We start from the raw sequence: 15,197 nt of genomic DNA on the forward strand, positions 1-15,197 counted from the left end.
TGTTGATATTTGATCTCTGGGGGTTAAACCCGAAATTCGGGTGCCAATTGACTGAACCCCAATCCATTCTTTTTTTCCACTTTAATCTGAACAGGAATGCGTTCTTTTAATGCTTCTACGTGGCTGATTACCCCGATGGTTTTTCCTGAGGCATTGAGGTGATCCAGTGCATCCAGTGCGATATCAAGGGTTTCTGGATCAAGCGTACCAAAGCCTTCATCAAGAAACAGGGATTCTATTTGCGTCTTGTTACTCACTAAGTCAGACAAGGCGAGTGCAAGGGCAAGGCTGACAAGGAAACTTTCTCCACCGGAGAGGGTTTTGGTATCCCTGACGGCATCAGCTTGCCAAGTGTCCACGATTTGCAATTCCAGTCCACCATCATCTTTGCGTTGCAAATAGTAACGGCCATGCAATTTTTCCAGCCGGATATTCGCCAGATGTACGAGATGAGTTAATGTCAGACCTTGCGCGAAACGGCGAAATTTAGCGCCGTCAGCGGAACCAATCAGGTTATTGAGATAACTCCAGTCATCATAGTTTTGTTGCGAGAGCGCGATTTGTGTCAGTAGTGTCTGCTGCTGCTGGCGGCGAGTGGCATCGCTGTTTAACAGGGTTCTGACTTCGCCTTGTTGCAGGTTGTTGTGTTTCAGTTTTGCCGTAATGTCGAGCAGTATCGCTGATAATTGATGAGATTCATATTGCTCAAGCAGTTGTGGTTGCGTTTCTGTATGCCTCTGTAACGCTATTTCTGATTCACGGTGTTTTGTTTTGGCTTGCAATTGCTGTTGTTCAAGTATTGTTTGTAACTGTTGTAATTTTTCCCGTTGTTCAGGTTCCAATAGGGCACGTTCAAAAGCGGGTTGATCGGGAAAACCTTGTTGCGCCAATCCAGTTTGAAATTGAAGAGAGGCATGTTGGCTTTCTGCTATGGCTGCTTTACTGCTCTTTTCAATTTCATTGGCTGCACCAGCTAATTGATTCATTTTGTTTTGCAGTTCTTGCTGATGGAAAACGGCTTGTGTATAGGTTACCTCCAATTCATTGTATTTTTGTTGCAAAGCCTGACGAATGGTAATGACGGATTGCTCACCAAATAAATGATGGCGTGCTTGCCGTGTTTGTTCCAATAATTGCTTTTGTTTCTGCTGTTGTTCATTCAGGGTATGAATATGGATAACGAGCTTGCTTTTTTGTTTTTCCAATTCATGAAGTTGGCTTTGTAAGCCCGCCAACTCTTTCTGTAATTGCTGCCATCTTTCTAGTGAAGCATGATAATTTTTTAATTCTTGTTCACGTTGTTGCAGCCAGTTTTCTGTCTCTTGATGAGTTGGCAGTATAAAAGGTGTAGCCTGTAATTCAGTGCTTAATTGCTGTGCTGTGGCCGCATGATCGGATTCTATCTGTCGGATCTCGGCTGTTTTTTCTGCTAATAGTTTCTGGGATGAATCTTGTTTGAATTTCTCCAGTTCAATATTTTTCTCATGGGCTTGGTATTGTCCGCGATTGGCAGCCAGTGCTTTTTCCGCTGCTTGGCAGGCTTTTTCTGTTTGTAAAAGTGCTTCCTGTTGGTTCAGGTGTTGTTGATAAGCATATTGCCGTTGGTTGATAAAGTGATTAACAGGCTCTGCATCCATCGGCAATTCAGTGGCTTGTAACTGCTGGCAATGGTGTTCCCATTGTTCAACAAACTTCGCTAATTTAGCGTTGGATTGTGCAATATTTTGCTGTAATTGTTCGCTGATCTGCTGCTGGATTTGTTGTTTTTGCTGTAGGGTAGTGCGGTTTTCTTGTAGCTGGTCAATCTGTCGGCGCAAGGCTTTCAAACGATTTTCTGATTGTGGCAGGGCAATATTTTGGTATTCACGGATTAAAGGATGGTGAGTCGAACCGCAAAGCGGACAAGATTCTCCTTCTTTTAATTGTGTCCGTTCTTTTTCTAAGCTGATAATCCTTTGTTCTAACCGAATATGATTATCTAGATCGTCATAGTGTTGCTGCTTTTCTATCAACTGCTGATTGAGCGCGGTGATCTGATCAGGTAGCGGGTTAACTAATGCTTGAGATTGTGTCAGTTGGATCTGATCGGTGGCGATCGTATTCTTTAGTTGCTGGATCTGAGGTAGCAAGATCTCCAGTTGGTTTTGCGACAGTAACTGTTTCTGATAATTTGCTAAATATTTCTGTAACTGATCCAACGGATGCTTTTCTTGCAAAGCAGTGAGTTTGTTTTCCGCAGCAGTGAGGCTGTTGTGCAATGTTTGGTTCTGTATTTTTTGTTGCTTTAGTGCTGTGCTCAACGTATTCAAATGATCGTTTACACGGGCTATCTCTGTGGTAAGTTGCTGGGTGTTTTGCGTCAGTTGGTTTATTTTCTCTTGTCGTTCTTTCTGACGGACAAATAATTGCTTCCACTCTGGTAGTTTACTGTCCAAGGCGTGGTAATAGGGATGCTCCTCGTGGTAGGTTTCCAGCGCTGCTTGTTCTTTATTCAGCATATCTGTTTGGCTTTGCGCAACTTGATATTGGGATGAAATGTCAGAGAAATCGCGGTCTTGCCCAGCTATTTCTTTTTCAAGAGCGAACAGATCTTTTGCTTGCGTATCGATTTTATGATCGAGTGGCATGATCTCCTCTGTGATCAGTTTTTCCTGTTGATTTTGATGTTGCTGATGTTCTTCCCTCAGTTTTCCTAAATGTGTGAGTTCTTGTTCAGAGGGTTGCAGCCGTGCCTGTTGCTGCTGGCGTTCATTTTCTATTCTTGTTTGTTGTTCAATGAGCCGATTTTTTTCATTGAGAGCACGAAGATGTGCATCCCAGAATGGGCGGATTTTTTCTGCTGGTTCGCTGGCCGTAAGCTGCTGCAATTGAGGTTGGGCTTTTTGAATAACGTGCTCTGCTTGTTGTAAAAGTGACGTATTGTTTGCCAGTGATTGCTGAAGTTCATCCCGCCTGAAAAGCCACTGGTCGGCTATTTGTAATGCTTTAATCTGTTGGCTGAGTTGAGTTTCTTCTGTAGTCAGTTGTTGCTGCTGATCTTGGTATGCTTGCTGCTGTTCTGGTGTGAGTAATTCAATGGAGGAAGCTTTAGCGTGCTGAAGATTCAGCTCAGATTGAGCCTCTTTATGGCGTTGATAAATTTCTTGGGACAAAATGCCGTAAATTTCGGTGCCAGTTAGCTCTTCCAGTAGATCTGCCCGATCTTTATCCTGAGCATTTAAGAAAGCGGCGAAATCACCCTGTGATAAGAGCATTGATTTGGTAAAACGGCTAAAATCCAGTCCCGTTATCTCAGCGATTTTTTCTTTTTTGTCTTGGATTTTATCGGCCAAAATTTTACCGCTTTTTTTGTCCGCCAATTCAACTTTCGGGGCTTGTAGATTGCCATTAGCTTGGTTACGGGCACGGCGCTGGCTCCAGAATGCCCGATAAGCAACACCTTTGACTTCGAATTCCACTTCAGCAAGACATTCAGCCGTATGACGGGTCATTAATTCATTCTGAGAAGACGAAATGGTATTTAGCCTTGGTGTTTCATGATATAGCGCGAGACAGATGGCATCCAGCAAGGAGGTTTTTCCTGCCCCTGTTGAGCCTGTAATGGCGAATAATCCATTGCTGGCAAAAGGCTCTGCCGTAAAGTCAATTTTCCACTCGCCTTGTAGTGAATTGATATTTTTCAGCCGTAAGCTAAGAATTTTCATGGAATGCGCTCTTCATGTTATTGCTGAGATTGTTATTGATGAGACTGTTATTACTGAGAAATGTCATCCAGCGTTTGCTTAAATAGGGTAGTTATTCGTTGTTTCTGAGAAATATCTTTTATTTCAGCCAATGCTAAACGTCGTGTGAAGACTTCATTGACGCTGAGTTCAGTCAGAGTTTCTTTATTTTGCTCAGACATTGATAGCTGGCGGGGGTTTTTGCTGCGGTGCAGCAGAATAATCTCAACGGGTAGGCCTTCGCTTAGGGTTTGAATGCGCTTTTGGATATCGGGCAGGTAATCTTGAGTTGCGACTTCAATATCCAGCCAGACTGGGCGTTCTCCCTGATATTCCTTGAATGTTTGTAACTGTTCTTCTATTTGTTTCAAATTGCCACGAATTAATTGCATAGGCTGATAACGGGGAATGGGCAAAAGAGTGATGCCATCAAGTTTATCGGCTTTAAAGTCAACCAGACAGACACTTTTTTCCTGACCGACTTCGTCAAAACTGAGTGGAATAGGAGAGCCACTGTAGCGAATATGTTCTGATTTACTAATGACTTGAGGGCGGTGGATATGGCCCAGTGCAATATAATCGGCCGGTGGAAATGCCTGTGCAGGGAAAGCATCCAATGTGCCGATGTAAATATCGCGAACAGAATCCGTCGTGGAAGCACCCACTGTCGTGAGGTGCCCGGTTGCAATAATCGGTAATGGTTGCCCGAGCTGTTCTCGCAACGAACAAGCTTGTTGATAGAGCCGTTGGTAGTGTTCGGTAATGGCATTTTGCAATGCCTGTTGTTTTTGTGTACCAGATTGTCCGGCTTGACTGATCATGATATCTCGTGGGCGCAGGTAAGGAATGGCACAAAGGATCGCTCCTGCGTTCCCTTCTTTGTTATTCAGCACCTGTAATTGTTGCCCGACTTCTGCTTCAGCGTTGGCAATCACTGTTGTGTTCAGGTAGGTGAGCAGTGATTTTGATTCATTGAGAGTGGCAACGGAATCATGGTTTCCCCCGAGAATGATAAGCTGACAACCCGTAGGCTGGAGTGACACAATAAATTTGTTATAAAGCTCCCGTGCATAACTGGGTGGAGATCCTGTATCAAAAACATCTCCGGCAATAATCAGCGTATCAACTTGGTGTTGAATGATTTGTTCAATAAGCCACTGTAAAAAGTGCGTATGTTCTGCGGCACGATTTTTGGTAAAGAAATATTGGCCAAGGTGCCAATCTGATGTATGAATGATCCGCATGTTTTCCCACCATTGCCTATGTATCTTGCTTAGCTTGCTACTATTTATTAACTCGCTACTATTTATTAACTCACTACTACTTACTAACCCGCTACAATACCCTACTACACGCGCTAATTATAATGGGTGTGTGAGGGATGTCCTGTCCTATTCCACTCACGTTATTGAATTTTCGGGTTGGCTCGCATCCATAATGAAACACGACAAATGTCTGATAAATTTCTTGCAAACCGGATTACGGTTTGCTGATTGAAATATAAGCCTTTTCATAAAATTGTCATAAAATTGACTCATAATGTCCTAAAGTGAACGTTGCTGACTTCAATAATATTGACAGGATTAACCATGACTAAACGTATTTTGGTAGTGGAAGATGAAGTCCCGATTCGTGAAATGGTTTGTTTTGTACTGGAACAAAATGGTTATCAGACCGTTGAAGCTGAAGATTATGAGACAGCAATAGGGCGTTTGTCAGAGCCTTATCCTGATTTGGTGTTATTGGACTGGATGCTTCCCGGCGGTTCGGGGATACAGCTTATCAAGCAAATTAAGCGGGATAATAATACCAAGACGATCCCTGTCATTATGGTAACAGCTCGCGTGGAAGAAGAAGATCGGGTACGGGGTCTTGATGTCGGAGCTGATGACTATATCACTAAGCCGTTTTCACCCAAGGAATTAATTGCCCGTATCAAGGCTGTTTTGCGCCGTATTTCTCCTATGGAGGCGGGTGATGTCATTAATATGGATGGATTGATACTGGATCCGTCATCTCATCGTGTTTCCAGTCAAGGTCAGGATTTGGAAATGGGCCCAACTGAATTCAAACTTCTTCATTTTTTCATGACTCATCCAGAACGTGTTTATAGTCGTGAACAGTTACTTAATTATGTCTGGGGAACGAATGTTTATGTGGAAGATCGCACTATTGATGTGCATATCCTGCGTTTGCGCAAGGCGCTGGAGGTTGGGAAGCACGATAAAATGGTACAGACTGTTCGCGGTACGGGATATCGTTTTTCTACCCGTTATTGATGAGTTTGAGTGCCTTAAATGTTAATTGGCTATGTTGGTGTTAATTCGTAGTCGAGTTGTCATGCCGGAGAAAATAGCGTGCTTGAGCGTTTGTCTTGGAAAAAGTTGGTATTGGGCCTTGTGCTTTTTTGTCTTCCCGCCGTCATTTTGTCTATTTTTGTCGGTCATTTGGCTTGGTTGCTCGTCATCGCGCTATTTTTGGCTCTGATATGGCATGGGTATAATTTGCTGAAATTATCCGATTGGCTATGGTTGGATCGCAGTATGCTACCTCCTGCGGGTCATGGAGGATGGGAACCCATCTTTTATGGTATTTACCAGATGCAGCAGCGCAATCGCAAACGGCGTCGTGAACTCGCATTGTTGATTAAGCGCTTTCGTAGTGGAGCAGAATCACTGCCCGATGCGATTGTGATGATGACCACGGAAGGTCATATTTTCTGGTGCAATCGTCTGGCACAACATTTACTTGGGTTTCGTTGGCCGGAGGATAATGGTCAGCATATTTTCAATTTACTTCGCTATCCTGATTTCAGCCGCTATATCACAGCAAATGATTTTTCCCGTCCTTTATCCATCGAATTGAATAATGGCAATATGATGGAATTCCGGGTCATGCCTTATTCAGAAAAACAATTATTGATGGTGGCTCGCGATATTACCCAAAAACGATTGTTGGAAAATGCCAGACGGGATTTTTTCGCCAATGTTAGCCATGAACTTAAAACGCCACTCACTGTATTACAAGGCTATTTGGAAATGATGGCAGATCAGGAGCTTGATAGTAAGATAAATCAGAAAGCGATCGGGACGATGCAGGAGCAGATCCGGAGAATGGATGGCTTGGTGCAGCAACTATTGCACCTCTCTAAAATTGAGATAGGGCCGCAAGTGGATATGAATCAGGTCGTTGATGTTCCCGCTATGTTGGAGTTATTGCAGCAAGAAGCCCTGACATTGGGGGGAAACCAGTACAATATTGTGTTTAACATAGATGAAAACCTGAAAGTTTTTGGTAATGAAGAGCAGCTGCGCAGTGCGATGTCAAACCTTGTCTATAATGCTATTAAGCATACTCCTCTGGGAACACGAATTGAGGTGAGTTGGCTAAATATCTCTCAGGGAGCGTTGTTCAAAGTAGAGGATAATGGTGGGGGAATTGGCGCCGAACATTTACCTCGTCTGACAGAGCGTTTTTATCGTGTTGATCGTGCCCGTTCGCGGCTAACTGGCGGAAGTGGATTAGGGCTTGCGATAGTTAAGCATGCTCTGCATCATTACAATACTCATCTTGATATCTCGAGTGCATTAGGTTCTGGCTCAACTTTTAGTTTTTTATTATCGCTTAGGCTCATTGTTTCTGTCAAAAATAGTCCAACTAAAATTTTGTGACTGAGGTGAGGGCGTTGAGATGGAAAGTATAAACAAAGCAATCGTGGATTAAAAAAAGATATAGGGGATCAGTTTAATAGAATTGAATGTTAATAATACACATAAAAAATGATTTATTAATCAATATGGACAAAAAAAGTACAAATCATATAGTGTGTATTCAATGATAGATAACAATAATCACTGGTTTTAAAAGTGAGTTTGAAATATTGTTCTGGTTTTAGGTTTGCCGCTTGCCTTTTGGCGCTATAAAAGTTTTACTTGGGGGCAGTTGTTGGCGATTCTAGCTGTAATTACCTCTATCATTCTGTAATTACCTCTATCATTCTGTAACTTGCCGAATTTCAGTGAATATTATTGATTATTGGCTGTTAAATCTGAGGTCAGTCTCGCCAGTGAAAATTCAAGTATTTGCGATACTTAATATCGCATATACAATTCTTTTAGCAACAATATATTAACAATAATTATGGCACACCGTTTATCATCTAAGGATATCTGGGCATTAGGTTTTATGACCTTTGCCTTGTTCGTCGGGGCGGGAAATATTATTTTTCCGCCCATGGTTGGCTTGCTGGCGGGAGAGAATGTTTGGATCGCAGCTGCAGGCTTTTTGTTAACCGCTGTTGGCCTGCCAGTAATTACCGTGATCGCTCTAGCGAAAGTAGGTGGTGGTATTGAGGCACTCAGTTCGCCTATTGGTAAAACTGCGGGTTTGATTCTGGCAACTACCTGTTATATGGCGGTCGGCCCTTTATTTGCGACACCAAGAACCGCGACTGTTTCTTTTGAAGTCGGTATCGCACCATTAACTGGAACCGGTGAGCTTCCTCTGTTCATCTATAGTGTGATTTATTTTGCACTGGTGATCCTGATTTCACTGTATCCGGGCAAACTGCTTGATAGCGTCGGCCATATATTGGCTCCAATTAAAATTCTGGCATTGGCAATTCTGGGTCTTGCGGCTGTTCTATGGCCAGCAGGTAGTCCTATTCCTGCCATTGAAAGCTATCAGGAGATCCCATTCTCAAATGGCTTCGTCAATGGTTATTTGACAATGGATACGTTAGGCGCAATGGTGTTCGGTATTGTTATTGTCAATGCAGCCCGTTCCCGAGGTGTTGAATCTCCTTCTCTGTTAACTCGCTATGCCATGTGGGCTGGTTTGATTGCCGGACTAGGTTTGGCGCTGGTTTATCTCTCTTTGTTCAAATTGGGCGAAAGCAGCGGTTCATTGGTGCCAAAAGCGGAAAATGGAGCGGTTATCCTGCATGCTTATGTTCAGAATACTTTTGGTAGCTATGGCAGTTTCTTCCTTGCACTGTTGATTTTCATTGCCTGTATGGTGACGGCTATCGGTCTTACTTGTGCTTGTGCAGAGTTCTTTAGCCGTTATTTACCGTTATCGTATCGTGCACTGGTTCTGATCTTGGGCATCTTCTCCATGATGGTTTCTAATCTGGGGCTGAGCCATTTGATTACGTTCTCAATACCTGTGCTGACGGCGATCTATCCGCCTTGTATTACTCTGATATTATTGAGCTTTACATTGCGTTGGTGGAAAAACTTCAGCCGTATTCTGGCGCCAGCGATGTTAGTCAGCTTGCTGTTTGGGATTTTGGATGCTATTAAAGCGTCTGAGCACCTGTCTCACTTACTGCCATCATGGGTGACTCACCTGCCATTGGCCGATCAAGGTTTAGCGTGGTTGATACCAACGCTGTTATCAGTAGTGGTTTGCGCTATCTATGATCGCATCGCGGGAGGAGCAAAGCTCCCAAAGCATGAAGTACAGCAGGAACATGTCTGATTACCTGCTATCTGAATGATGATTGATGAGTTAATTTATTCATTCATCAAATAATAAAGAGAAGGGTGAGCACTTTAAAGTGCTCACCCTTTTTTATATTGGGTCTTTTATTGAGTTTCAGTAGCCAATAGCCGCACCAGCTGGGCGTCTGACATCATTGGAACCATAAATATACCTTTCACGAACAATACCTGAAACGGCTGAATCATTGCCTGAAGAATGGGGAGTGACTCCGCTGGCTCCTGGCAAGCCAATCATAATGAGTTCTGTGGCACCCCACGGTGTCTGCTCTACCATTTTGTAACCCATTTTATCCAGTAAATTCAGGGTATCTTTTGAAAGACCACGTTGTTCATAATAGACCTCATCAGGTAGCCATTGGTGGTGAATACGCGGGCTATTGACGGCTTCTTGTGGAGACATACCGAACTCGATGATATTTAGCGCAGTTTGCAACGTGATCGAAATAATACGTGAACCTCCCGGAGAGCCTAACACCAGAAAGGTTTTATTATCTTTGGTCACGATTGTCGGGCTCATTGATGATAGTGGGCGCTTACCTGCGGCGATTGAATTGGTTGCACCTTGTACCAGTCCATACAGATTTTTCTCACCGATTTTAGTTGTGAAATCATCCATCTCATCGTTTAGGAAAAAGCCCGTTCCCGGTGCAATGACAACCGCACCAAAACGTCCATTGATAGTGTAAGTCGTTGAAACTGCATTACCGTTTTTATCTACGACAGAATAGTGGGTGGTTTCTGGTTTTTCATGGGGGGCAATCCCCGGCTGTATTAATTTTGAAGGCGTTGCTTTATTTGGTTGGATCTCTTTTCTGATGGATTCAGCATAGCTTTTGCTTAACAGCCGATCCAGTGGGTTTTTAATGAATGCTGGATCACCAAGATAAGTATTTCTGTCTACATAAGCATGGCGCATGGCTTCCGTCAGAGTATGGATATAGGCAGCAGAATTGACCCCCATTGATTTTAGATCGTAACCTTCAACAATGTTCAATATTTCGCACAGGGTGACACCGCCGGAGCTAGGTGGTGGAGATGAAATAAATTTATATCCACGGTAGCTACAGGTAACAGGCTCTGTTTCTGTTGTGTAATAGTTGGCAAAATCTGCTGCGGTGATAATTCCGCCTGATTTTTTTGAGGCTTCTTCAACTAATTGGGGAATTTTACCGTGGTAGAAAGCATTTGTTCCTTCTTTCGCTATAGCTTCCAATGTGTTGGCCAAATCAGTTTGGATGAACTTATCCCCTGGTTCAAATGGTGTGCCATCTTTGTGCAGGAAAATACGAGCCGCTTCAGGATCTTGAGCGAAACGCTTAACTGTAGTGTCGAAGATATCGGTATCGCCCCGCGTCAGAATATAACCTTCGCGTGCCAGCTTGATGGCCGGAGCCATGACTTGCTCACGAGACAATGTACCATATTTTTTCAATGCCTCTTCAAATCCCATGACTGTCCCGGGTACGCCAATTGCTTTGTAGCCATATAAGCTGGCATTTTTGATGACGTTTCCGTCTTTATCCAAATACATATTGGCACTGGCGGCTGCGGGGGCGGTTTCACGGAAGTTAATGAAGGTATCTTTGCCATTTGCGAGATGGATAGTCATAAAGCCACCGCCACCAATATTGCCACAGCAGGGATTAACGACGGCTTCAGCATAACCGACAGCAACTGCGGCATCGATGGCATTTCCACCTATTTTAAGAATGTCGATGCCAGCTTGTGCAGCTAAGTGTTGTGCACTGACAACCATGCCGTTTTTAGCTTCAATTGCAGGTTCAGTAGCTGCATGAAGTGTACAGGAAACGAATAACGCGATAATAACAAATGGAATTTTCCAGATTTTGACCATGCCTTGTTCTCCTGAGCGTGAATCTATGGCGAAAGGGGGAATCGATCGTATTTTGGGATTGTATATTTTTTGTTAAAAATATGTGTCTCACCTTATCCAAAGCTCAGAATTTTGGAAAGATGATTTTCGTGTGTAAGGCGATAAAACGAAAAATATTAGGATAATTAATTTATTTGGATAAAAAAAACCAGTCGGCTAAGCGACTGGTTTAGGGTAATAAATAAAACGATGTTATTGATTTATGTAATTTTGAGCAGAATTACAGTTTGTCTGCATTTTTAGTCAGGTATTTTGCTACGCCTTCAGGTGAAGCGCCCATACCTTCTTGACCTTTTGCCCATTGAGCAGGACAAACTTCACCGTGCTCTTCGTGGAATTGCAGTGCGTCAACCATACGTACCATTTCATCAATGTTACGGCCCAGTGGCAGATCGTTAACAACCTGGTGACGAACAACACCATTTTTGTCAATCAGGAAAGAACCACGCAGAGCAACACCAGCTTCTGGGTGCTCAATGCCGTAAGCTTTCATGATGTCACGCTTGATGTCAGCAACCATTGGATATTTGACTTCGCCGATACCACCTTCGCTGATTGGGGTTTTACGCCATGCGTTGTGAACGAATTCAGAGTCAAAGGAAATGCCGATGACTTCAACACCACGTTTCTGAAATTCTTCATAGCGGTGATCGAAAGCGATCAGTTCAGAAGGGCAGACAAAAGTGAAGTCCATTGGCCAGAAGAAAATAACGGCAGGACGGCCATTCAGGTGTTTTTTCAGATTGAAATTATCAACGATTTCACCGTTACCGAGAACTGCAGCAGCTGTAAAGTCAGGGGCTTGGCGGGTTACTAAAACCATAATTGACTCCTGTGATTTTAAAAGGTGTTATGTGGAAACGGGTTACAGCATAAGGAATTAGGGTATAGCAATAAAGGATAAAATACCAATTGATATAATAGATTTTACCTATCAATAATCTATTTTTAATTCCTTTTAGCCTACATAAGATAAAACTATTTAGGAAAAGTGCAAGGTTCTGGGGAAATTTCCTGCTCTAGTAGACGCTTATTTGACGCCAATGTCATCATTTGCGGGTAGAATTGCCAAAATAGTGCTTCGAAATCAAGGTAGTGGTTTTCGATATCCTGATATGATCCCGCGAGCGCTGATAATTTGGGACGTCTTCTCGCCATGCCTTGCAGGACATTGGCAATACATGACATATCTGCATAGCGGATGAGCAAATTTTGTGACCAGAGATATTGATTGAGCTCTTGAAACTTTTCGGGAGTGGAGCTGAGATGAGGTTCTATATCGCGGCGGGCAAGATTGACAAATTCCGGCAGAGAGTAATTTTTTTCAAATTTGTCCCAATGCAGGGAAAGAAAGTGATCCCAGATGATATCAAGGGTAATTGGGGCAACTCGCCGATATTCACAGCGGAATAAGCGACGTGCTTCAATGACAAGCGGGTGTTTATCCGTCAGGGTGTCTACCCGGCGGTGCATACGGATACCTGCTACAATATCGGAACTGAATAATCCTTCTGGTGAGCCGCGAACGAAATCCGCCAGCAAATTTCCCAATAAGGAACTTTCCGATAATGCAGCTAAATGAAGATGTGCGAGAAAATTCATAGTGAGAGTATACCGTAAATAGTTAAACTAAGTGCTTCTTTGTTGCACCCTCGGGCTTGCAGCACTAGACTAGTCTGCCTGTTTTTTAGAATGATACAGATAAAATGCGTGTCGCTGATTTTACATTTGAATTGCCAGAAGAGCTGATAGCTCACTATCCTCAGTCGCAGCGAAGTGGTTGCCGACTGCTTTCCCTTAATGGTGAAACAGGGGAGCTGACGCACGGTATTTTTACTGATGTGCTGAATAAGTTGGAAGCTGGTGACCTGTTGGTTTTCAATAATACTCGCGTCATTCCTGCGCGCCTGTTTGGCCGCAAAACGACGGGGGGAAAATTAGAAGTTTTAGTCGAAAGGATGCTGGATAATAAGCGAGTACTTGCTCACGTTCGTGCGTCCAAAGCACCGAAAGAAGGCGCTGAACTTATTCTCGGTGAAGATGTTCTTGGTAAAGAAGTTCTCGGTGAGGAGCGAAGCATTAAAGCAACGATGCTGGCGCGCCACGATACGTTGTTTGAAATCCGTTTTGATGATGATCGTGATGTATTGGCTATTTTAGATGAAATCGGCCATATACCGCTGCCTCCTTATATTGCTCGTCCTGATGAAGATGCGGATCGGGAGTTATATCAGACGGTTTACAGTGAACGTCCCGGGGCAGTAGCTGCACCGACAGCCGGGTTGCATTTCGATGAGCCTCTTTTGGCTGCTCTGCGTGAAAAAGGCGTTGAAATGGCCTTTGTTACCCTGCACGTAGGCGCGGGCACTTTCCAGCCAGTCAGAGTGGAAACCATCGAAGATCATGTGATGCATGCTGAATACGCGGAAGTACCACAAAATGTGGTGGATGCGGTATTGGCATGTAAGGCACGTGGCAATAAAGTGATTGCGGTGGGAACAACGTCAGTTCGCTCCTTGGAAAGTGCTGCCAGAGCCTGTCAAGATGGCGTGATCGCGCCATTTTTTGATGATACCCAAATTTTTATTTACCCTGGATTTGAATATCAGGTTGTTGATGCGCTGATTACCAATTTCCACTTGCCGGAATCCACGCTTATCATGCTGGTTTCTGCATTTGCTGGTTATAAAAATACCATGAATGCTTATAAAGAAGCGGTAACAGAAAAATATCGTTTTTTCAGTTATGGTGACGCGATGTTTATCAATCGTAATACAGTGGCATCAAAAGAAACGTTATCGAAATAAAAGCGTTTAAAATTAAAAGAGTCGTTATTCCAGATCCGCTGGTGTTAACGGTGTCTAAACATCGCATCAGACTGTTTTTCTGATGTCTGGAGGTTAAGTGAAATTTGAGTTACAAAAGACGGATGGGAATGCCCGTCGTGGTCGATTGATTTTTGATCGTGGCGTAGTGGAAACCCCGGCATTTATGCCGGTGGGCACTTACGGTACAGTAAAAGGTATGACACCGGAAGAGGTGAAAGAAACAGGTGCTCAGATCCTCTTGGGAAATACTTTCCACCTATGGCTGCGTCCGGGGCAGGAAATCATGAAATTGCATGGTGACCTGCATGATTTTATGCAGTGGCATGGACCTATCCTGACAGACTCGGGTGGTTTTCAGGTATTTAGCCTGGGTGCGATGCGCAAAATCAAAGAAGAGGGAGTTCATTTCCGTAATCCAATCAATGGAACGCCTGTATTCCTCAGCCCTGAAAAATCCATGGAAATCCAACATGATTTGGGTTCCGATATCGTTATGATTTTCGATGAATGTACTCCATACCCTGCGGATTGGGATTATGCGAAGCGTTCCATGGAAATGTCATTGCGTTGGGCAGCACGCAGCCGTCAGCGCTTTGATGAATTGAGCAATAAAAATGCATTGTTTGGCATCATTCAAGGTAGTGTCTACGAAGATTTACGTGATGTATCGGTAAAGGGACTGGTAGAAATTGGTTTTGACGGCTACGCTGTGGGTGGTCTGGCTGTTGGTGAGCCAAAAGAAGATATGCATCGTATTTTGGAACATGTCTGCCCGCAAATCCCGCAAGATAAGCCACGCTACCTGATGGGAGTCGGCAAGCCAGAAGACTTGGTTGAAGGTGTTCGTCGTGGTATTGACATGTTTGACTGCGTGATGCCGACACGTAATGCCCGTAATGGTCATCTGTTTGTGACAGAAGGAGTTATCAAGATCCGCAATGCCAAACATAAAGAAGATACTTCTTCACTGGATGAGCATTGTGACTGCTATACTTGCCGCAATTATAGTCGTGCATATCTGCATCACCTTGATCGCTGTAACGAAATTCTTGGTGCAAGGCTGAATACAATACATAATTTAAGGTATTATCAACGTTTGATGGCTGGAATTCGTAAAGCCATTGAAGAGGACAAACTGAAACAGTTTGTTGAAGAGTTTTATCAGCGGATTGGCAAACCCGTTCCGTCGTTAAATATATAATTTGGCGTGACTAACCAGCCTTAATATGTGTAGCATATTGGGCTGGTT

At 43.6% G+C, this 15,197-nt stretch carries 10 protein-coding genes; 5 read left to right on the plus strand and 5 right to left on the minus strand.

The annotated features are described in order from the left end of the window. Positions 1 to 23 precede the first annotated feature (23 nt). Together Xhom_RS44275 and sbcD are read right to left on the minus strand one after the other, a co-directional pair. The gene (locus tag Xhom_RS44275) at positions 24 to 3,704 is read right to left on the minus strand and encodes an AAA family ATPase (protein ID WP_069316874.1); all 3,681 of its coding nucleotides are present in this window, start codon (positions 3,702 to 3,704) and stop codon (positions 24 to 26) included. A gap of 50 nt (positions 3,705 to 3,754) precedes the next feature. Further along, positions 3,755 to 4,966 carry an exonuclease subunit SbcD gene (gene sbcD, locus Xhom_RS44270; protein WP_069316873.1) on the minus strand — a complete coding sequence of 404 codons (1,212 nt, stop codon included), beginning with the start codon at positions 4,964 to 4,966 and terminating at the stop codon, positions 3,755 to 3,757. Positions 4,967 to 5,311: 345 nt separating this feature from the next. On the opposite strand from sbcD, the gene phoB reads away from it, so the two are divergent. The 3 genes from phoB to brnQ all read left to right on the plus strand — a co-directional run bounded on the left by phoB (position 5,312) and on the right by brnQ (position 9,203). Continuing rightward, positions 5,312 to 6,001 carry a phosphate regulon transcriptional regulator PhoB gene (gene phoB / locus Xhom_RS44265; protein ID WP_069316872.1) on the plus strand — a complete coding sequence of 230 codons (690 nt, stop codon included), beginning with the start codon at positions 5,312 to 5,314 and terminating at the stop codon, positions 5,999 to 6,001. Positions 6,002 to 6,079: 78 nt separating this feature from the next. Then, positions 6,080 to 7,393, plus strand: coding sequence for a phosphate regulon sensor histidine kinase PhoR (gene phoR, locus Xhom_RS44260; RefSeq protein WP_069316871.1), 1,314 nt, complete (start codon positions 6,080 to 6,082; stop codon positions 7,391 to 7,393). Between the two features lie 469 nt (positions 7,394 to 7,862). Next, on the plus strand, positions 7,863 to 9,203 hold the full coding sequence (brnQ, locus tag Xhom_RS44255; protein ID WP_069316870.1) for a branched-chain amino acid transport system II carrier protein: 1,341 nt from the start codon (positions 7,863 to 7,865) through the stop codon (positions 9,201 to 9,203). A 117-nt stretch (positions 9,204 to 9,320) separates the two neighbouring features. Here the strand turns inward: brnQ and ggt are convergent, their stop codons facing one another. The 3 genes from ggt to Xhom_RS44240 all read right to left on the minus strand — a co-directional run bounded on the left by ggt (position 9,321) and on the right by Xhom_RS44240 (position 12,722). Next, positions 9,321 to 11,081, minus strand: a complete 1,761-nt coding sequence (ggt, locus tag Xhom_RS44250; protein ID WP_069316869.1) for a gamma-glutamyltransferase — start codon at positions 11,079 to 11,081, stop codon at positions 9,321 to 9,323. Between the two features lie 259 nt (positions 11,082 to 11,340). Continuing rightward, a complete protein-coding gene (locus Xhom_RS44245) occupies positions 11,341 to 11,943 on the minus strand; it encodes a peroxiredoxin C (RefSeq protein ID WP_069316868.1) in 603 nt (200 codons plus the stop codon). A 155-nt stretch (positions 11,944 to 12,098) separates the two neighbouring features. Then, positions 12,099 to 12,722: an acyl carrier protein phosphodiesterase gene (locus Xhom_RS44240; protein WP_069316867.1), complete on the minus strand. Its 624-nt coding sequence runs from the start codon at positions 12,720 to 12,722 to the stop codon at positions 12,099 to 12,101. A gap of 104 nt (positions 12,723 to 12,826) precedes the next feature. Here Xhom_RS44240 and queA point away from each other — a divergent pair, with 104 nt between their 5' ends. Both queA and tgt read left to right on the plus strand, forming a co-directional pair. Continuing rightward, entirely contained in the window at positions 12,827 to 13,927 is a 1,101-nt protein-coding gene (queA, locus tag Xhom_RS44235; RefSeq protein WP_069316866.1) for a tRNA preQ1(34) S-adenosylmethionine ribosyltransferase-isomerase QueA, read from the plus strand. Between the two features lie 97 nt (positions 13,928 to 14,024). Continuing rightward, positions 14,025 to 15,149: a tRNA guanosine(34) transglycosylase Tgt gene (gene tgt, locus Xhom_RS44230; RefSeq protein ID WP_069316865.1), complete on the plus strand. Its 1,125-nt coding sequence runs from the start codon at positions 14,025 to 14,027 to the stop codon at positions 15,147 to 15,149. The last annotated feature ends 48 nt before the right edge of the window (positions 15,150 to 15,197 follow it).

Origin of the sequence: Xenorhabdus hominickii, from assembly GCF_002632725.1 — a bacterium.
GTDB lineage: Bacteria > Pseudomonadota > Gammaproteobacteria > Enterobacterales > Enterobacteriaceae > Xenorhabdus > Xenorhabdus hominickii.